6 protein-coding genes are annotated in these 21,244 nt (G+C 74.4%); all 6 read left to right on the top strand.

Annotated features, from left to right (window positions below; translation table 11 throughout):
- The first annotated feature begins 10 nt into the window (after positions 1-10).
- Genes P3T37_RS18140 through P3T37_RS18120 form a run of 6 tightly spaced genes read left to right on the top strand, consistent with a single transcriptional unit; the run spans position 11 to position 20,984 of the window.
- Positions 11-7,093 carry a type I polyketide synthase gene (locus tag P3T37_RS18140; RefSeq protein WP_280724730.1) on the top strand — a complete coding sequence of 2,361 codons (7,083 nt, stop codon included), beginning with the start codon at positions 11-13 and terminating at the stop codon, positions 7,091-7,093.
- Positions 7,012-8,976 (top strand): beta-ketoacyl reductase, encoded by a 1,965-nt coding sequence (locus P3T37_RS18135; RefSeq protein WP_280724729.1) that lies wholly within the window; start codon positions 7,012-7,014, stop codon positions 8,974-8,976. The genes P3T37_RS18140 and P3T37_RS18135 overlap by 82 nt, the downstream gene beginning before the upstream one ends.
- A gap of 22 nt (positions 8,977-8,998) precedes the next feature.
- Positions 8,999-13,273, top strand: coding sequence for a type I polyketide synthase (locus tag P3T37_RS18130; protein ID WP_348533253.1), 4,275 nt, complete (start codon positions 8,999-9,001; stop codon positions 13,271-13,273).
- Positions 13,234-13,923 carry a phosphopantetheine-binding protein gene (locus P3T37_RS37070; protein WP_348533252.1) on the top strand — a complete coding sequence of 230 codons (690 nt, stop codon included), beginning with the start codon at positions 13,234-13,236 and terminating at the stop codon, positions 13,921-13,923. Before P3T37_RS18130 ends, P3T37_RS37070 begins: the two co-directional genes overlap by 40 nt.
- Before the next feature lie 21 nt (positions 13,924-13,944).
- Complete coding sequence (locus tag P3T37_RS18125) at positions 13,945-19,500, top strand: type I polyketide synthase (RefSeq protein WP_280724728.1); 5,556 nt, start codon at positions 13,945-13,947, stop codon at positions 19,498-19,500.
- Positions 19,497-20,984, top strand: a complete 1,488-nt coding sequence (locus P3T37_RS18120) for an FAD-dependent monooxygenase (protein WP_280724727.1) — start codon at positions 19,497-19,499, stop codon at positions 20,982-20,984. The genes P3T37_RS18125 and P3T37_RS18120 overlap by 4 nt, the downstream gene beginning before the upstream one ends.
- Positions 20,985-21,244: the final 260 nt, after the last annotated feature.

Below are 21,244 nucleotides of genomic sequence, written 5' to 3'. Positions count from 1 at the left end.
ACAGGTAGTCATGGTCATCGAACCCGGATCCGACTTTCCCGAGGGTCAGCGGATACCGCCGGAGAGCCGGGCGGGACTGGACGGCGCCATCGCGGTCGTCGGCCTCTCCTGCCGGTTCCCGGGCGCCGCGAGCCCGGACGCGTTCTGGCGCCTGCTGCGCGACGGCGAGGAGGCGGTGACCGACGCCGGCCGGCCGGGCAGGCCCGGACGGCCGACCGGCGAGGGGATCCGCCCCGGCGGGTTCCTCGACCAGGTCGACGGGTTCGACCCGGAGTTCTTCGGCATCGCGCCGCGCGAGGCGGTCACCATGGACCCGCAGCAGCGGCTGGTCCTCGAACTGGCCTGGGAGGCGCTGGAGAACGCCGGTATCGTCCCGGGCACCCTGGCCGAGGACCGGGTCGGCGTGTTCGTCGGCGCGATCTGGGACGACTACGCCAAACTCGTCCACGAGTACGGCGGCGAAGCGCTCACCAACCAGACCATCACCGGGGTGAGCCGCAGCATCATCGCCAACCGGGTCTCCTACGCGCTCGGCCTCAAGGGGCCCAGCCTGGTGGTGGATTCGGCCCAGTCCTCCTCGCTGGTCGCCGTCCACCTCGCCTGCCAGAGCCTGCTGGCGGGCGAGTCCACCACCGCGCTGGCGGGCGGGGTGAGCCTGAACCTGATCCCCGAGGGCTTCGCGCTGGCCAACAGGTTCGGCGCCCTCTCGCCCGAGGGCCGCACCTACACCTTCGACGCGCGGGCCGACGGCTACGTCCGCGGCGAGGGCGGCGGCCTCGTGGTGCTCAAGACCCTGCGCCAGGCGCTCGCCGACAACGACGTCATCCACTGCCTGATCCGCGGCGGCGCGGTCAACAACGACGGCGGCGGCGCCAACCTGACCTCGCCCAACGGCGCGGCCCAGCAGGACGTGCTGCGCCGGGCCTACGCACAGAGCGGGGTCGACCCGGCCGCCGTCCGCTTCGTCGAGCTGCACGGGACGGGCACCCCCGTGGGGGACCCGATCGAGGCCGCCGCGCTCGGCTCGGTACTCGGCGCCGGCCGCAGCGAGGACTCCCCGCTCCTGGTCGGTTCGGTCAAGACCAACATCGGCCACCTGGAGGGCGCGGCCGGTATCGCCGGCCTGATCAAGGCGGCGCTCTGCCTGCGGGAGCGCCGGCTCGCCCCCAGCCTGAACTTCCGCAGCCCGAACCCCGCCATCGCGCTGGAGGAGCTGCGCCTCGAGGTCAACGACAGCCTGCGGCCGCTCGGCCCGCCCGAGGACGGGACCCTCTTCGCCGGGGTCAGCTCCTTCGGCATGGGCGGCACCAACGCCCATCTGGTGCTCTCCGACGCCCCGCAGGCCGTCGAGCCGGCGGCGGCCGAGCGGCCGTGGGCGGGACCGGTGCCGGTGCTGGTCTCCGGTCGCACCCCGCAGGCGCTGCGCGCCCAGGCGCGCGCGCTGCTCGACCACCTGACCGGCCATCCGTTGACCGAACTCAGCCGGACCGCCGGGGCGTTGGCCACCGCCCGGACGCACTTCGAGCACCGCGCGGTGGTACTCGCCGAGGACCGCGCGGGCCTGACCGACGCGCTGGCCGCGCTGGCCGACGGCGCGCAGGCGGCGAACACCGTGGTCGAGCGGGCGCAGTCCGGCCCGCTGGCCTTCCTCTTCACCGGCCAGGGCAGCCAGCGGCCGGGCATGGGACGGGAGTTGTACGCCGCGCAGCCGCGGTTCGCGCAGGCCCTGGACGAGGTCTGCGCGGCGCTCGACCCGTGGTTGGACCAGCCGCTGCGGACGCTGATGTTCTGCGACGAGGGCTCGGCACAGGCGCAGTTGCTCAACCGGACCCGGTACACCCAACCCGCGCTGTTCGCCTACGAGGTGGCCCTCTACCGGCTGTTGGAGCACTACGGGGTCGCACCGGACCTCGTGATGGGCCACTCGGTCGGCGAGCTGGCCGCCGCGCACGTCGCCGGTGTGCTCTCGCTGGCCGACGCCTGCGCCCTGGTGGCCGCCCGGGCCCGCCTGATGCAGGAGCTGCCGCCGGGCGGCGCCATGGTGTCCGTCGAGGCGTCGGTGGCCGAACTCTCGGAGGAACTGGCGGAGCTGGCGGGGCGGGTCGAGGTCGCCGCCGCCAACGGGCCGCGCTCGACCGTGCTGGCCGGCGAGGAGGAGGCCGTCCTCGCGGTGTCCCGGCGCTGGAGCGAGCTCGGGCGGCGGACAAAGCGGCTGAAGGTCAGCCATGCCTTCCACTCCCCGCTCATGGACGGCATGCTGGAGGCCTTCCGCGAGGTGGCCGCCGGCCTGACCTACCACGCCCCGCGCATCGCCGTGGTGTCCAACCTGACGGGCCGCCTGGTCGACCCGGACGAGATCCGCACCCCTGACCACTGGGTGCGGCACGCGCGCGCGTCGGTCCGGTTCCTGGACGGGATGCGCGCCCTCGCGGAGCAGGGCGTCACGACGTACCTGGAGATAGGCCCCGACGCGGTGCTGGCCGCGATGGGCAAGGACTGCGTCGGCGCGGAGGGCACCGCCTTCCTGGCGACGGCGCGCGCCGGCCGCCCGGAGCCGGCCGCCCTGACGACCGCCCTCGCCCACCTGCACGTGCGCGGAACCGCCGTGGCGTGGCGGACGGCGCTGCCCACCGAGGGCGCCCGGCGCACCCCGCTGCCGACCTACGCCTTCCAGCGCGAGAGCTACTGGCTGGACGTGCCGGAGCGCCGCGGGGACCTGGTCCGGCCGGGCTGGACCGCCCTTGCGCACAGCGGCGCCGAACTGCCGGGCAGCCGGTGGGCCGTCGCCGGAGACGGCGAGCCCGGGCTGGCCTTCGCGCTGACCACCGGCACCTCCGGGGTCGAGGTCTACCCCAGCCTTGCTGCCCTGCGCACCGCCCGGGCCCTGCCGGACACCGTGCTGGTCCCGCTGGCCACACTGCTCGCACCGGCGGCGGACGGCTCGTCGGACGAGTTGGCGCAGGCCACGCTCGCGCTGCTCCGGTCGTGGCTCGACGAGGAGGCCTTTGCCGACTCCCGGCTGCTCCTGGTGACCCGCGGCGCGGTCGCCACTTCGCCCGCCGACGCGGCGCCGGATCCCGTCCACGCCGCCGCCTGGGGGCTGGTGCGCTCGGCCCAGGCCGAGCACCCCGGCCGGTTCGCCCTGCTCGACCTCGACGTGGAGCAGACCTCGCTGCAGGCCGTACCGGCGGCGGTCGCCTCCGGGGAGCCAGAACTCGCGCTGCGCTCGGGCCAGTTGTTCGCCCCCGTCGGCCCGTCGCCGCGGCCCGCCGCCGTGCCCGCGCCCCGGCCGGCCGAGCCGCCGGCGGCCTCCGCCCTGGAGCGACGGCTGGCCGGGCTGACCGAGGGCGAGCGCGACCGGGTGCTCTCGGAGCTGGTCCGCACCCAGGTGGCCACTGTGCTCGGCCTGCCCTCGGCGGACCGCGTCGACGTGCAACGGCCCTTCAAGGCCCTCGGGTTCGACTCACTGAGCGGCGTCGAGCTGTGCGATCGGCTCGGCACCGCCACCGGCCTGCGGGTGCCGGCCACGCTGGTCTTCGACCACCCGACGACGGCCGAGGTGATCGCCTACCTGCGGGCCGAGTTGGACCACGGTCCACAGGAAGCCCCCGGCGCCCAGGCCCCGGCCCTGTCGGCCGAGGACGAGGACCCGATCGCGATCATCGGCATGAGCTGCCGCCTGCCGGGCGAGGTGCACTCGCCGGAGGCGCTCTGGGACCTGGTGGCCTCCGGCCGGGACGCGATCACGGGCTTCCCGGTGGACCGCGGCTGGGACCTGGAGGAGCTGTTCCACCCCGATCCCGATCACCCGGGCACCTCCTACACCCGCGAGGGCGGATTCCTGCACGACGCAGCCGAGTTCGACGCCGAGTTCTTCGGCATCTCACCGCGCGAGGCACTGGCCATGGACCCCCAGCAGCGACTGCTGCTGGAGACCTCCTGGGAGGCCTTCGAGCGAGCGGGCATCGACCCGACCACCCTGCGCGGCTCGCGCACCGGCGTCTACGCGGGCACCTTCCTGTTCCGCGACTACGCCGGCGGCACCGGCGGGCTGACGGCCGGGCCGGAGGGACAGCGGATGACCGGTGGCGCGGCGAGCGTGCTCTCCGGCCGGGTGTCGTACGCCCTGGGCCTGGAGGGCCCGGCCGTCACCCTGGACACCGCGTGCTCGTCCTCGCTGGTCGCCCTGCACCTGGCCGTCCAGAGCCTGCGCCAGGGCGAATGCTCACTCGCCCTGGCCGGTGGAGTCACCGTGATGTCCACCCCGGACACGTTCGTGGAGTTCAGCCGCCAGCGCGGACTGTCCGCCGACGGCCGCTGCAAGGCCTTCGCCGCCTCCGCCGACGGCACCGGCTGGGCCGAAGGCGCCGGCATGCTCGCCCTGGAACGCCTCTCCGACGCGCGCCGCCACGGGCACCGGGTCCTCGCGCTCGTCCGCGGCACCGCCGTCAACCAGGACGGCGCCAGCAACGGCCTCACCGCCCCCAACGGCCCGTCCCAGCAGCGGGTCATCCAGCAGGCACTGGCCGCCGCCAAGCTCACCGCCCAGGACATCGACGCCGTCGAAGCCCACGGCACGGGCACGCGCCTCGGCGACCCCATCGAGGCGCAGGCCCTGCTCGCCACCTACGGCCAGCACCGCCCCGCCGACCAGCCGCTGTGGCTGGGCTCGATCAAGTCCAACATCGGCCACACCCAGGCCGCCGCCGGCGTCGCCGGCATCATCAAGATGGCCATGGCCATGCGCCACGGCACCCTGCCCCGCACCCTGCACGTCGACGAGCCCTCGCCGTTCGTCGACTGGCAGTCCGGCGCCGTCCAACTCCTCACCACAGAACGGGAATGGCCAAAGAACGACCGCCCCCGCCGAGCCGCCGTCTCCTCCTTCGGCATCAGCGGCACCAACGCCCACGTCATCCTCGAACAAGCCCCCACCCAACCCGAGTTGACCCGCGAGATCACCACCCCCGGCACCCTCCCCTTCCTCCTCTCCGCCAAGACCGAGGACGCCCTGCGCCAGCAGGCACACCGCCTCCTCACCCACAGCACGACCGAACTCCTCGACACCGCCTACTCACTGGCCACCCGACGCGCCGCCCATCAGCACCGCGCCGTCGTCCTCGCCACCGATGCGGACGAGTTGGCCCAGAGCCTGACGGCCCTGGCCGACGGGCAGCCGGCCACGCGCGTGGTCAGGGGCGAGTCGGCGCACGGTCTCACCGCCTTCCTGTTCACCGGCCAGGGCAGCCAGCGCCTCGGCATGGGCCGGGAGCTCTACCAGGCCCACCCCGTCTTCGCCCAGGCCCTGGACGAGACCTGCGCCCTCCTCGACAAGCACCTCGGCCGGTCACTGCGCGAGGTTCTCTTCGCCGCCGACGGCAGCTGGGAATCGGAGCTGCTGCACCAGACGGTCTTCACCCAGACCGGCCTGTTCGCCCTGGAGGTCGCCCTCTACCGGCTGGTGGAGTCCTGGGGCCTGCGCCCCGACTACCTGATGGGCCACTCCATCGGCGAACTGACCGCCGCCCACATCGCCGGAGTCCTCTCACTGGACGACGCCTGCGCCCTGGTGGCCGCCCGCGGCCGTCTCATGCAGGCGCTCCCCCAGGACGGCGCGATGGTCTCCGTCCTCGCCCCCGAGGAGGAGGTCGCCGAACTCCTGGACGGCCACGCCCGGGTGTCCATCGCCGCCGTCAACGGCCCCACCTCCGTGGTGATTTCAGGCGACCTCACCGCCGTCCTCGACATCACCGAAACACTCAAAGCCCGCGGCCGCAAAACCCGCCAACTCCAGGTCAGCCACGCCTTCCACTCCCCCCACATGGACCCCATGCTGGCCGAATTCCAGGCCCTGGCAGAGGGTTTGACCTTCCACCCGCCCACCATCCCGATCATCACCAACACCACCGGCAGGACAGCCACCCCCGACGAACTCCGCACCCCCGACCACTGGGTCCGCCACGTCCGCCAAGCCGTCCGCTTCCACGACGGCATCCAAACCCTGCACGCCGCAGGCGTCACCAGCTACCTCGAACTCGGCCCCGACGCCGTCCTCACCGCGATGGGTCGCGACTGTGTCCCGGAACTGGAACCGGACTCACCCGCACCGGAGTTCATCCCCCTGCTGCGCAAGGATCGACCCGAGCCGGTCAGCGCGCTGAACGCGCTCGCCCAGCTGCACGTGCGAGGGATCGGCGTGGACTGGGAGACCGTCTTCCAGGGCACGGGGGCGCGGCCCACCGACCTGCCCACCTACCCGTTCCAGCGCAGGCACTACTGGCCGAAGCCCGCGGGCGGGCCCGGTGGGGACGTGGGCGCGGCGGGCCTGGACCGGATCGACCACCCACTGCTGGGAGCCGTCGTCCGCCAGGCCGATTCCGAGGAACTCCTCCTGACCGGCCGGCTGTCGCTGCGGACCCATCCGTGGCTGGCCGACCACAAGGTGCTGGGCCGGGTGCTGCTGCCCGGGACGGCCTTCGTGGAGCTCGCTCTGCAGGCCGGCGCCGAGGCGGGCGCGGCACACCTGGAGGAGCTCACCCTGGAAGCGCCGCTGATCCTCACCGAGCGCGGCAGCACGCAGTTCCAGGTAGCCGTGGGCGCGCCGGACGAGACCGGCGGCCGATCGTTCACCGTCCACTCGCGCCCGGTCGGCGGGGAGTTCGAGGAGACCTGGGTCCGCCATGCCGGCGGTGTCCTCACCGGCGACGACACGCCGGCCGCCTTCGGTAGCACCGTCTGGCCGCCCCAGGGCGCCCGGCGGCTCGACCTCTCGGAGCGCTACCAGGCGCTCCTCGACCAGGGTTTCGACTACGGGCCGGCCTTCCAGGGGCTGCGGTCCGTCTGGCAGCGCGGCACCGAGGTCTTCGCCGAGCTCGCCCTGCCGCAGGACCAGCAGGCGACGGCCGAGCGGTTCGGCCTGCACCCGGCGCTGCTCGACTCGGCGCTGCACGCGATCGAGCTGGGTGTCCTCCCGGGCACCGGTGAGCCGCGACTGCCGTCGTCTGGAGCGGAGTGCGGCTGTACGGCACCGGCGCGTCCGCGGCCCGCGTGCGGCTGGCTCCGGCCGGTCCCGACGCGGTGGCCATCGAGGTGACGGACGCCGCCGGCGGCCCGGTCGCCTCGGTGCAGGCGCTGGCCGTGCGGGCGGTCTCTGCCCAGCAGTTGGGCGCCGCCACCGGTCGCGGCCATGACGCACTCCTGCGGGTCGAGTGGGTGCCGGTGCCCGCGACGGCCGACACCTCGCAGCGCCTGGCCGTGCTCGGGGGCGGAGCCGGCGAAGGCCCCGCACCGGCCGACGCCGAGCGCTTCGCGGATCTCGCCGCGCTGGCGGCAGCCGGCCCGGCGCCCGAACTCGTGGTGGCACCGCTGACCGGCGATCCCGGCCAGCAGGTCCCCGCCGCGGCGAGAGGGGCGATTCACCGAGCACTGGCGCTGGCCCAGGCCTGGGTCACGGACGAGCGCTTCGCCGGCTCCCGACTGGTGCTGGTCACCTCCGGCGCAGTCGCGGTGAACCCGGACGAGGAGGTCCGGGACCTGGCGAACGCCGCAGCGCTGGGCCTGCTGCGCTCGGCCCAGACCGAGAACCCGGATCGACTGCTGCTGGTCGACCTGGCGGACTGGGCGGACTGGGCGGAGGTCACCCGGGCGGTCCGGCAGGCGGCCGGCTCCGACGAGCCGCAGCTCGCCGTCCGCTCCGGAGGGCTGTTCGCGCCGCGTCTGGCGCGCACCGGCGTCGCCGAGGGCGCCCGCGCGCCGTGGCGGACCGACGGCACGGTGCTGGTCACCGGTGCCACCGGAGCACTCGGCGGCCTGCTGGCCCGCCACCTGGTGAGCGAGCACGGCGTCCGGCACCTGCTGCTGACCAGCCGCCGGGGCGCCGCGGCGCCGGGCGCGGCCGAGCTCGCGGCCGAACTGACCGCGCTGGGCGCCGAGGTGAGCATCGAGGCGTGCGACGCGGCCGACCGGGCGGCGCTGCGCGTCCTGCTGGACGCGATCCCGGCCGACCGGCCGCTGACCGGGGTGGTGCACGCCGCGGGCGTGCTGGACGACGGCGTGCTCGGGGCACTGACGCCCGAGCGGATCGACACCGTGCTGCGGCCGAAGGCCGACGCCGCGTGGAACCTGCACGAGGCCACCCGCGACCTGGACCTCACCGCGTTCGTGCTGTTCTCCTCCATCCAGGGCCTGGTCGGCGGGGCCGGGCAGGCCAACTACGCGGCGGCGAACAGCTTCCTGGACGCACTGGCCGCGCACCGCCGGGCCCAGGGGCTGGCGGCCACCTCGATGGCCTGGGGTCCGTGGGCCCAGGGCGGGATGGCCGCCGCGCTCACCGAGGCCGACCGCAACCGGTTCGCCAGGACGGGCATGGTGCCGATCGCACCGGAGCAGGGCATGGCGCTGTTCGACGCGAGCCTGGCGCTGGACCTGGCCGCGACCGTGCCCCTGCCACTGGACGCCGCCGCGCTGCGCGCCCGCGGCGCCGACCTTCCGCATCTGCTGCGCGGGCTCGTCCGCACCCCGCCGCGGCGTGCCGCCTCGGGCACCGAGCACACCGCACCCGTGCAGTCGATCGCCGACCGGCTGGCCGGGCTGCCTGCGGCCGAGCGGGACGAAGCCCTGCTCGACCTGGTCCGCGCCGAGGTCGCGGCGGTCCTGGACTACACCGCGGACGCCGTGGATGTCCGGCGCGGCTTCAAGGAGTTGGGCATCGACTCGCTCACCGGAGTCGAGCTGCGCAACCGGTTGAACAAGGCCACTGGCAGGCGGCTGCCCGCCACGCTGGTCTTCGACTACCCGACGCCCGCCCAGCTCGCCCAGTACCTCCACACCGAGCTGGTGCCCGAGCCGGAATCGGACCTGGCTCCGTCCGGCGCGCCCCTCGCCGTGCCGGCCGCCGCCGAAGTGGACGTCCAGGCCATCGACGACCTGGACATCGAGGCCCTGATCCGCATGGCACGCGACACCGCCGAGTCCTGACGAGTTCTGGAGAAGGAAGACGATGACGAACACATCCTCCGAAGCGGTCGTCGAGGCCCTGCGGGACTCGCTCAAGGAGAGCGCCCGACTGCGCCAGCAGAACCAGCAGTTGCTGGCGAGCGCGCACGAGCCGATCGCGATCATCGGAATGAGCTGCCGCTACCCCGGAGGGGTGCGCACGCCCGAGGAGCTGTGGCAGCTGGTGCAGTCCGGCACCGACGCCGTGTCCGGCTTCCCGGTGGACCGCGACTGGGACCTGGCGGAGCTGTTCCACCCCGATCCCGAACACCCGGGCACCTCCTACACCCGCGAGGGCGGATTCCTGCACGACGCAGGTGAGTTCGACGCCGAGTTCTTCGGCATCTCACCGCGCGAGGCACTGGCCATGGACCCCCAGCAGCGACTGCTACTGGAGACCTCCTGGGAGGCCTTCGAGCGAGCGGGCATCGACCCGACCACCCTGCGCGGCTCGCGCACCGGCGTCTACGCCGGCCTGATGTACCACGACTACGGCCCGCACCTGCACAAGCCCGTCGAGGGGGTCGAGGGGTACCGGTTGACCGGCGGACTGGGGAGCGTGCTCTCCGGCCGGGTGTCCTACACCCTCGGCCTGGAGGGCCCGGCCGTCACCCTGGACACCGCGTGCTCGTCCTCGCTGGTCGCCCTCCACCTGGCCGTCCAGAGCCTGCGCCAGGGCGAATGCTCACTCGCCCTGGCCGGCGGAGTCACCGTGATGTCCACCCCCGGCACGTTCGTGGAGTTCAGCCGCCAGCGCGGACTGTCCGCCGACGGCCGCTGCAAGGCCTTCGCCGCCTCCGCCGACGGCACCGGCTGGGCCGAGGGCGCCGGCATGCTCGCCCTGGAACGCCTCTCCGACGCCCAACGCAACGGACACCGCGTCCTCGCCCTCATCCGCGGCACCGCCGTCAACCAGGACGGCGCCAGCAACGGCCTCACCGCCCCCAACGGCCCCTCCCAACAGCGGGTCATCCAGCAGGCACTGGCCGCCGCCAAGCTCACCGCCCAGGACATCGACGCCGTCGAAGCCCACGGCACCGGCACCCGCCTCGGCGACCCCATCGAAGCCCAAGCCCTGCTCGCCACCTACGGCCAGCACCGCCCCACCGACCAGCCACTGTGGCTGGGCTCGATCAAGTCCAACATCGGCCACACCCAGGCCGCCGCCGGCGTCGCCGGCATCATCAAGATGGCCATGGCCATGCACCACGGCACCCTCCCCCGCACCCTCCACGTCGACGAACCCACCCCCTACGTCGACTGGGACACCGGCGCCGTCCAACTCCTCACCACAGAACGGAAATGGCCAAAGAACGACCACCCCCGCCGAGCCGCCGTCTCCTCCTTCGGCATCAGCGGCACCAACGCCCACGTCATCCTCGAACAAGCCCCCACCCAACCCGAGTTGACCCCCGACACCGCCACCCCCGGCACCCTCCCCTTCCTCCTCTCCGCCAAGACCGAGGACGCCCTGCGCCAGCAGGCACACCGCCTCCTCACCCACACCCCCACCGAACTCCTCGACACCGCCTACTCACTGGCCACCCAACGCGCCACCCACCAGCACCGCGCCATCGTCCTCGCCACCGACCGGGAGGACCTGCTCGCCGGCCTCGCCGCACTCACCGAGGGCCGGCCGGCGCCGACGGTGGTGCGCGGCAGCGGCGACGGCACCGGGAAGTCCGCGTTCCTCTTCACCGGCCAGGGCAGCCAGCGCCCCGGCATGGGCCGCGAGCTCTACCAGGCCCACCCCGTCTTCGCCCAGGCCCTGGACGAGACCTGCGCCCTCCTCGACAAGCACCTCGGCCGGTCACTGCGCGAGCTGCTCTTCGCCACCGAAGGCAGCCCCGAGTCGGAACTGCTCGACCAGACCCTCTACACCCAGACCGGCCTGTTCGCCCTGGAGGTCGCCCTCTACCGGCTGGTGGAGTCCTGGGGCCTGCGCCCCGACTACCTGATGGGCCACTCCATCGGCGAACTGGCCGCCGCACACATCGCCGGAGTCCTCACCCTCGATGACGCCTGCACCCTGGTGGCCGCCCGCGGCCGCCTCATGCAGGCGCTCCCCCAGGACGGCGCGATGGTCTCCGTCCTCGCCCCCGAGGAGGAGGTCGCCGAACTCCTGGACGGCCACACCAGGGTGTCCATCGCCGCCGTCAACGGCCCCACCTCCGTGGTGATTTCAGGCGACCTCACCGCCGTCCTCGACATCGCCGAAACACTCAAAGCCCGCGGCCGCAAAACCCGCCAACTCCAGGTCAGCCACGCCTTCCACTCCCCCCACATGGACCCCATGCTGGCCGAATTCCACACCCTGGCAGAGGGTTTGACCTACCACCCGCCCACCATCCCGATCATCACCAACACCACCGGCAGGACAGCCACCCCCGACGAACTCCGCACCCCCGACCACTGGGTCCGCCACGTCCGCCAAGCCGTCCGCTTCCACGACGGCATCCAGGCCCTGCACGCCGCAGGCGTCACCAACTACCTCGAACTCGGCCCCGACGCCGTCCTCACCGCCATGGTGCAGGACTGCCTGGAGGACGAGGCGGCCGGTGAGGCGGTACTGATCCCCCTTCAGCGCCGCGGCCGCGCCCAGGGTCGGACGCTGCTCGCGGCCGTGGCCGAGGCCGAGCTGAACGGCGCGGTCCGGGCCGACTGGACCGCCGTCCTCGGCCGGCCCGCCGCGCGGCCGGTGGATCTGCCCACCTACCCGTTCCAGCGCACGCACTACTGGCTGCGGGAGCCCGCCGCGCCCGCCGCCGCGCCGGGCGAGGACCAGGTGAGCGCCAGGTTCTGGGAGGCCGTCGAGCGCGAGGACCTTCAGACGCTGGTCGGCACCCTGGGCGTCGAGGGCTCCGAGGCGCTCGGTGCCGCGCTGCCCTCGCTGGCCTCCTGGCGGCGCCGGCGACTGGAGTCCTCCGCCTCCGACGCCTGGCGGTACCGCGTCGTCTGGCAGCCGACCGGTGAGCCCGAATCCGCCGCGCTCACCGGCAGCTGGCTGGTCCTGGTGCCCGCCGACGTGCCCGGGTCCGCGCTGGCCGCCGACGTCGCGGCCGGGCTGGCCGAGCGGGGCGCGCAGACCCTGATCGTCCCCGTGGACGCCGCGACGGCCGATCGCTCCTGGTTCGCCGGCCGACTGGACGCGGCCACAGCCGGCGAGCCGCTGGCGGGCGTCGTCTCGCTGCTCGGTCTGGACGCGACCCCGCATCCGGAGCACCCCGCCGTCCCGCTCGGCACCACCGCCACCCTCCAGCTGATCCAGGCGATGGCCGCCGAATCCCTCGACGCCGCACTCTGGCTGGTGACCCAGGGCGCGGTGTCGACCGGGGGTTCGGACCCGCTGGCGCACCCGCTCCAGGCGCAGGTCTGGGCGCTGGGCCGCACCGCCGCCCAGGAGCACCCCCGGTTCTGGGGCGGCCTGGTCGACCTTCCGGCCACCCCCGACGCCCGGGCGCTGGAACGCCTGACCGCCGTGATCGCCGAGGCGGGCGAGGAGGACCAGAGGGCCGTCCGGCCGTCCGGAGTCCTGGTGCGCCGCCTGGTGCGCGCTCCCGGCCTCGGGGCCGACAGCGGAACCTGGTCCCCCCGGGCCACCGTGCTGGTCACCGACGGCGCCTGGGGCATGGGCGCTCACGTCTCCCGCTGGCTGGCCCGCAACGGCGCCGAGCACCTGCTCCTGACCGGCTCGCCCGGCGTCCAGGCGCCCGGCGCGGACGAACTCCTGGCGGAGCTGCGCGAACTCGGTGTGCGGGTGACCACGGCCGGCTGCGACCTTGCCGACCGGGACGCGGTGGCCGCTCTGCTGGGCGGCATACCCGAGGAGCTGCCGCTGACCGCGGTCGTCCACACGGCGGGCGAACTGCGGGGCGCCGCGCTCGCCGACGCCGACCCCGCGGAGTTCGCCGCGACGCTCGCCGTCAAGGCGCTGGGCGCCGCCCACCTGCACGACCTGGTGGACCACCTGTCCCTGGACGCCTTCGTGCTGTTCTCCTCGGTCGCGGGCGTCTGGGGCAGTGCCGGCCAGGGCGCCTACAGCGCGGCCAACGCCTATCTCGACGCGCTCGCCGAGTACCGCAGGGGACGCGGCCGGAGCGCCCTGTCGGTGGCCTGGGGCCTGTGGGCGGACAGCCCCTCCACCCCGGCGGACGCCCTGGACCCGGCCGCCGAGGCGGCCCGCCGGGAGCAGCTGCACCGCCGCGGGCTGGGCGAGTTGGCGCCGGAGTCGGCGCTCGGGTGCTGTCGCAGGCGCTGCGCGGCTCGGACGCCACCCTGATGGTGGCGGACCTGGACTGGGAGCGGTTGACCCCCGCGCTGACGGCGGTGCGCCCGAGCCCGCTGATCGGCGAACTGCCGGAGGCGGCACGGGTGCTGGCCGCCGCGCGGGACGAGGACGGCCGGCCCGCCTCGCCCGAGGCGGCGGGCCTGGTCCAGCGCCTGGCCGGCCTCTCCCCGGCGGAGCAGGAACGCCGGCTGCTCGAACTGGTCCGCACCGAGATCGCCGCCGTACTCGGCCACTCCGGCATCGAGGCGGTGCCGGCGCGCAGGTCGCTCAAGGACCTCGGCGTCGACTCGCTGGCCGCCGTGTCCCTGCGCAACCGCCTCGGCGCCGCCAGCGGCCTGAAGCTCTCCGCGACCCTGGTCTTCGACCACCCGACGCCGGCCGCCATCGCGGCCCACCTCCGGGACGCGATGGTCCCCGAGGAGCCGGTGGTCTCCCTGGACGAGGAACTGGACCGGCTGGCGGCCACGCTCCTGACGGCCGCCGCCCAGGACGCGGTCCGCGAGCGGATCACGCTGCGCCTCCAGTCGCTCCTGAGCGAGCTGAACGGTGCCGGCCAGACGGCCGACGTCGCCGCCCAGCTGGAGGAGGCGAGCGACGAGGACATCTTCGCCTTCATCGACAGCGAGCTCGGCACTCTCTGACCTGATCAGTAAGGGAACCCCATGAACGCGACATCTGACGAGAAGAAACTCCGGGACTATCTGAAGCGGGTGACCGTCGAGCTGTCCGAGTCCCGCCGCCGCCTCAAGGAGGCCGAGGAGGCCGGCTACGAGCCGATCGCGATCGTCGGCATGAGCTGCCGCTTCCCCGGCGGGGTGCGCTCCCCCGAGGATCTGTGGCAGCTGGTGGAGTCCGGCGCCGACGCCGTGTCCGGCTTCCCCGGCGACCGGGGCTGGGACGTCGAGGAGATCTACCACCCGGAGCCGGGAACACCGGGCCGGAGCTACACCCGGCAGGGCGGATTCCTGTACGACGCGGCCGAGTTCGACGCGGAGTTCTTCGGCATCTCACCGCGCGAGGCACTGGCCATGGACCCCCAGCAGCGGCTCTTCCTGGAGACCGCGTGGGAGGCGCTGGAGCGGGCCGGCATCGACGCGGCGTCCCTGCGCGGCAGCCGGACGGGCGTCTACGCCGGCTGCGTCACCGACGACTACCAGGTGACCCTGCTGGCGGCCGCCGCCGAGCTCCAGCCCTACCGGATGACCGGTGCGGCGCGCAGCGTGCTGTCCGGCCGCGTCTCCTACACCCTCGGGCTGGAGGGGCCGGCCGTCACCGTGGACTCGGCCTGCTCCTCCTCGCTGGTGGCGCTGGACCTGGCGGCCCAGGCGCTGCGGCGCGGTGAGTGCTCGCTGGCCCTCGCGGGCGGGGTGACCGTCCTGGCGACGCCGGTCGAGTTCGTCAACTTCAGCCAGCAGAACGGGTTCTCGCCGGACGGGCGGTGCAGATCCTTCGCCGCCGCCGCCGACGGTACGGGCTTCGCCGAGGGCATCGGCGTGCTCGCCCTGGAGAAGCTCTCGGACGCGCGCCGCAACGGGCACCGCGTCCTCGCCCTGATCCGCGGCACCGCCGTCAACCAGGACGGCGCCAGCAACGGCCTCACCGCCCCGAGCGGCCCCTCCCAGCAGCGGGTGATCCAGCAGGCGCTGGCCGCCGCCAAGCTCACCGCCCGGGACGTCGACGTGGTCGAGGCCCACGGCACGGGCACGCGCCTCGGCGACCCCATCGAGGCGCAGGCCCTGCTCGCCACCTACGGCCAGCACCGCCCCGCCGACCAGCCGCTGTGGCTGGGCTCGGTCAAGTCCAACATCGGCCACACGCTCGCCGCGGCGGGTGTGGCCGGGGTGATCAAGATGGCGATGGCCATGCAGCACGGCGTGCTGCCCCGCACCCTGCACGTCGACGAGCCGTCGCCGTTCGTCGACTGGCAGTCCGGCGCCGTCCAACTCCTCACCACGGAACGGGAATGGCCCGAGAACGACCGCCCCCGCCGGGCCGGGATCTCGGCGTTCGGGATGAGCGGCACCAACGCCCACCTGATCCTGGAGCAGGCCCCCGCCGAGGCGCCGTCCTCGGCGGACACCGCTCCCGTACCGGCCGTCGTACCGCTGCTGCTCTCCGCCCGGAACGCCTCCGCGCTGCGGGCCCGGGCGCAGCAGTTGCGCAGCCACCTGGCGGAGCACCCGGACGTCCCGCTCGCCGACCTGGGGCTGTCGCTGGCCACCTCGCGCACCGCCCTGGACCAGCGGGCCGTGCTGGTGGGCACCGACCGGGACACCGTCGACGCGGCCCTGGCGGGCCTCGCGGGCGGGGAGGCGGCCGCGAACCTGGTCCAGGGCGCCGCCGGGGAACGCGACCGGGTCGTGTTCGTCTTCCCCGGCCAGGGTGCCCAGTGGGCCGGCATGGGCGCCGAACTGCTCGACACCGCACCGGTGTTCGCGAGCCGGCTGCGGGAGTGCGCGGCGGCCGTCGAGGAGCACGTGGACTGGTCCGTCGAAGCGGTGCTGCGCCAGCTGGACGGCGCCCCCTCGCTGGACGACATCCAGGTGGTCCAGCCGGTGCTCTTCTCGGTGATGGTCGCGCTGGCCGAACTCTGGCGCTCCCACGGGATCGAGCCGGACGCGGTGGTCGGACACTCGCAGGGCGAGATCGCGGCGGCCTGCGTGTCGGGCGCGCTGAGCCTGGAGGACGCCGCCCGGCTGGTGGTGCTGCGCTCCCGGATCTTCGCCGAGGAGCTGGTCGGGCACGGCGCGGTGGCCTCGGTCGGGCTCGGCAGCACGGAGCTGGAGCCGCTGATGGCGCCCTACGGGGACCGGCTGTCGATCGCCGGCCTCAACAGCCCGAGCCTGGTCACCGTGGCGGGCGAACCCCAGGCCCTGGAGGAGCTGGTGGCCACGCTGACGGACGCCGGCGTCCGGGCCCGGGTCATCGCGGCGACGGTCGCCTCGCACTGCGCCCAGGTGGAGCCGCTGCGGGAGCGGCTGCTCGACCTGCTCTCCTTCGTCCGGCCGCGGGCCGGCCGGGTGCCGATCTACTCGACGGTGACCGGCGAGGTCCTCGACGGCTCGGAGCTGACCACCGAGTACTGGTACGAGAACTGCCGCCGTCCGGTGAGCTTCGAGCCGGCGGTGCGCTCCCTGCTGGCCGACGGCTTCAACCTGTTCGTCGAGTCCAGCGCCCACCCGGTGCTGATGCCGAGCGTGGCGGAGACCGTCGGGGACGCCGGCGGCGAGGCGGCCGCGGTGGGCACGCTGCGCCGCGGGCGCGGTGGCCTCGAGCAGTTCTACACCGGACTGGCCGATGCCTACGTGACCGGTGCCGCGGTGGACTGGGCGGCGGTGTTCGCCGGTACCGCGGCCCGTCGGGTCGACCTGCCGACCTACCCGTTCCAGCGGCAGCGGTACTGGGCGGAGCCGGTCCAGGACCGGGCCGCCGAGCACTCCGACAACCTCGACGCCGAGTTCTGGGAGGTCGTCGAACGCGGCGACCCGGGCGCACTCGCCGCGACCCTGGGGCTGGCCGACAGCATCGCGCTGAGCGAGGTGCTGCCCGCGCTGTCCGCCAGGCGGCAGGCCGTGCGGCAGCGCAGGGCACTGGACTCCTGGCGGTACCAGCTGGTCTGGCGGCCCGTCACCGAGCCGCCCGCCGCCCAGCTGACGGGCACCTGGCTGGTGGCCGAGCCGGCCGGCGGCGCGCCCGGGCTGCGGACCGAGCTGCTCGACACCCTGAAGCGCCGCGGCGCCACCCTGCTGACCGTCGAGGTACCGGCCGACACGGACCGCGCGGCGCTGGCCGAGCAGCTGCGCGCCGCCACCGCGCAGACCGGCGTCAGCGGTGTGCTCTCGCTGCTCGCCCTGCGCGAGGACGGGCAGCGGCACCGGCCCGCCGTCCCCGCCGGGCTGTCCGACACCCTGCTGCTGCTCCAGGCGGTGTCCGACGCGGGCCTGGACGCACGCGTCTGGTCGCTGACCGGCGGCGCCGTCCTGGTCAGCGACCCGGACCGGCTCGAACAGCTGGAGCAGGCGCAGCTCTGGGGCCTGGCCCAGGTGGCCGAGCTGGAGATCCCGCACCTGTGGGCCGGCCTGCTGGACCTGCCGCAGGACGCGGACGAGCGGACCCTGGAACGCCTGGTGAGCCTGCTGGCCGACGGCGGCGAGAACCAGCTCGCCCTGCGCCCGTACGGGACCTTCGCCCGTCGCCTGGTCCGCTCGCCGCGGTCCGCCGCCGCCGCGCCCGCCGCGCCGTGGCGCCCGCGCGGGACCGTCCTGGTCACCGGCGGCACCTCGGGTGTGGGAGCCCAGGTCGCGCGCCACCTGGCGCTGGCCGGGGCGGAGCACCTGCTGCTGACCGCCGAGCCGCAGGCGGACCGGCAGCGGGCCGACGCGCTGTCAGCGGAACTGACCGCCATCGGCAGCCGGGTGACGCTCGCGTCGGGCGACCCGGCCGACCGGGAGGAACTGGCCGCCCTGCTCGCCGCGATACCCGCCGACCTGCCGCTCACCGCGGTGGTGCACACCGCCGGCGTGCTGACCGAGGAGGCGCTCGGCACGCTGACGGTCGAGGGTCTCGAGGAGGTACTGCACGCCCGGACCCTGACCGCGCGCAACCTCCACGAAGCCACCCTCGCCATGGAGTTGACCGCCTTCGTGCTGTTCTCCACGGTCACCGCCTCGCTCGGCGCCGGCGTCGGCCTGGGTGCCCACGCGGCCGCCGGGGCGTACCTGGACGCACTGGCCGAGCACCGGCGCACCCTGGGCCTGCCCGCCTCCGCGCTGGCCTGGGGCGTCTGGGACGATCAGAGCTGGGACGAGCAGAGCGGGGACGAACAGCCCACCGACCCGCTGCGCAAGGAGCGGCTGGCCAAGCGCGGCCTGCCCGTCCTGGCGCCCGACGCCGCGCTCGCCGCCTTCCAGCAGGCGCTGGACGAGCGGGCCGGCAACCTGGTCCTGGCCGAGCTGGACTGGCAGAGCTACCTGCGGGTCTTCGCGGCCGACCGGCCCAGTCCGCTGCTGCGTGAGCTGCCCGAGGTCCGGGCGGCCGCCGCGGCCACCGGCGCGCAGCTCGGCGCGGGGGTACTCGGCCGCCTGCCCTCGCTCTCCCCCGCCGAACAGCTCGACGTCCTGCTCGACCTGGTGCGCGCCGAGATCGCCGCCCTGCTCGGCCACGCCAGTGGCCGGTCGGTGGAGCCGCGGCGCGACTTCCTGGAGCTCGGGATGGACTCGGTCACCAGCGTGACGCTGCGGGTGCGGCTGGACGCCGTGCTCGGCCGTCGACTGCCTCCCCGGGTGATCCTGGAGCGGCGCACTCCCGAGGCGCTGGCCCGCTTCCTGCGCGAGGAGCTGACCGGCACGGGCTCCGGCGAGCCGTCGGAACTCATCGACGAGTCGCCCGAGTTGTCCGCCCGCTACCTGCGGGCCCTGCGGGAGGGGCGGTCGGAGGACCTCAGCGAGCAGCTGCGCGTGGCGGCCGGGCAGCGGCCGGCCTTCGGGACTCCGCAGGACGCCGACCTGCCCGCCGTCGTCCTGCTCGCCGAGGGCACCCGCAAGCCCGTGCTGACCTGCTTCCCGACCGTGCTGGCCACTTCGGGACCGCACCAGTTCGCCAGGTTCGCCACCGGGTTCACCGGCCGACGGAACGTCTCGGCCTTCGCCCTGCCGGGCTTCCGGGAGGGCGAGCGGCTGCCCGCGAACCTGGACGCGATGGCCGCGGCGGCGGCCGAGGCCGCGGCCCGGCAGGCCGACGGCCTGCCGATCGCCCTGGTCGGCTACTCCTCGGGCGGGCTGCTGGCGCACGCGGCGGCCGCGGTCCTCGAACGGGAGGGCCTCTACCCCGAGGCGGTGGTCCTGCTGGACAGCTACCTGCCGGGTGACGAGGCGCTGCGGCGGATCAGTTCCGCGCTGATGGGCGGCATGGGTGCGCGGCTGGGCGACTTCGCCCCGCTGGACGACACCCGACTCACCGCGATGGCCCGCTACCTGGGGCTGCTGGACGGCTGGGAGCCCACGCCCATCAAGGCCCCCGTCCTGCTCGTGCGGCCCGTCGACCCGGTGCCCGGCACGCCCGAGGACGCGGCGCAGGCCTGGCGGTCGACCTGGCCGCAGCCGCACACGGTCGTCGACGTTCCCGGCGACCACTTCTCGATGATCGAGGAACACGCCGCGCAGACCGCGCGCCGCGTGCAGGACTGGCTCGACTCGGCTCTCATCGGGGAGAACGCATGACGCACGCAGAAGACCCGGACCGGCCCGCGCAGCAGGTCGTCCCCGTCCTGATCGTGGGCGCCGGGCCGGTCGGCCTCGCCGCGGCCTGCGCCCTGCACCGGCGCGGGGTCCCAGCCCGGATCGTGGAGGCCGCGGCCGAACCGAACCGCGGCTCCCGCGCGGTGCAGCTGCATCCGCCGACCCTTCAGATCTTCCGTGAGCTCGGCGTGCTCGACGAGGCCGAGAAGCTGGGGCTGAAAGTCCGCGCGACCAACTACCACCTGGCGAGCGGACGCCGACTGCGAGTGGAACTCGGTTCGGAGAACGAGCCGTTGATGCTCCCGCAGGAGCAGACCAGCCGCCTGCTGGAGGAGGCCCTGGAACGGCTCGGCGGCCGGGTGGAGCGCTCGGTGCGGGTCGTCGACGTCTCGGAGTCGGACGGCCGGGTGAGCGTCAAGGTCGAGAGCCCCGAGGGCACCGAGCTGATCACGGCCGACTGGCTGATCGCGGCCGACGGTGTGCGCAGCCACGTGCGCAGCCGGCTGGGCATCGAGTTCGTCGGCGAGCAGGTGCCGGCCCACTTCCTGCTCGCGGAGGGCCGGATCAGCGGCGACTTCGAACCCGAGGCGGTGCACTACTTCCTCGGCCACACCGGATCGATCGTGTTCGCGGCGATGCCGCAGGGCCGGGTGCGGATCTCCGGCGCCGTCCCGCCCGGCTACCCGCTGACCGCAGAGGGCGTCCAACAGCTGCTCGACGAGCGCGGCCCTGGGCACCTGCGGATCCTCGAACTCGACACGGTCAACGAGTTCAGCAGCCAGGAGCGGATCGCCGCCACCCTGCGCAGCGGCCGCTGCTTCCTGATCGGGGACGCCGCGCACACGCACTCGCCGCTCGGCGGCCAGGGCCTGAACCTGGGCCTTCAGGACGCCCACAACCTGTCCTGGAAGCTGGCCGGCGTGGTCAACGGGACGCTGCGCCCGGCGATCCTGGACAGCTACGAGCCGGAACGGCTCCAGGCCGCCGCGCAGATCGTCCGCACCACCCACCGGTTCCTGCGGGTCTTCACCCTCGGACCGGCCGCGGCCCGGCTGCGGAACTCGGCCTGGAGCGCGCTGGAGGCGACCGGGGTCCTGCGCCGGTGGTTCGTGCCGCTGCTGGCCGGCTGGCGGGTCCGCTATCCCGACGTGCTGTCCGAGCCGCAGGTCGCCCGGCGCTCGGCTCAGGGCCTCCCCGCGCCGGGGACGCGCCCGCCGCGCCGGCTCGCCGAGGCTCTCGCCGCCGCGGAGTTCCGGCTGCTGACGCTGGGCCCCGCGAACCACGGCGTGGTGCAGCGCGGCCGGGACCTGGGTGTCCTGCACTCCGATCTGCTGACGCATCGCCATATTCAGCAGCCCGGTGTGGGGTTCGTCCTGGTGCGCCCGGACGGCTATGTGGCGGCCAGCGGCACCACCCCGGCCGAGTTCGAGCAGGCCCAGCGGCTGCTCGCCCGGATCACCGCCTGAGCCGCCTGGGGGCCTGAGGGCCTGAGGCTGGAGAGGAGTTCCGCCATGGCGCAACGACATGTCCCGGACCCGGCGGACGAGGCGGGGAAGGCGGCCCCGCCGGCCGCGGACCGGGTGACCGAGGAGTCCTCGGGCTTCGACCTGGTCCGGGAGATCTTCCGCCTCGCCCCGGTCCGCACTGCCAACCGACCTCCGACTAGGGGTCCCAGCAGGGCATCTGGGGTTGGCGGTAGGGGTCGGCCGTGATTAGCGTCGACCCC

This window comes from Kitasatospora sp. MAA4 (assembly GCF_029893355.1).
GTDB lineage: Bacteria > Actinomycetota > Actinomycetes > Streptomycetales > Streptomycetaceae > Kitasatospora.
This window is presented reverse-complemented; position numbering and strand designations above follow the sequence as displayed.

Coding starts and splice junctions, on each gene's coding strand:
- P3T37_RS18140 (WP_280724730.1), top strand. CDS start 11: ATGGTCATCGAACCCGGATCCGACTTTCCCGAGGGTCAGCGGATACCG.
- P3T37_RS18130 (WP_348533253.1), top strand. CDS start 8,999: ATGACGAACACATCCTCCGAAGCGGTCGTCGAGGCCCTGCGGGACTCG.
- P3T37_RS18125 (WP_280724728.1), top strand. CDS start 13,945: ATGAACGCGACATCTGACGAGAAGAAACTCCGGGACTATCTGAAGCGG.
- P3T37_RS18120 (WP_280724727.1), top strand. CDS start 19,497: ATGACGCACGCAGAAGACCCGGACCGGCCCGCGCAGCAGGTCGTCCCC.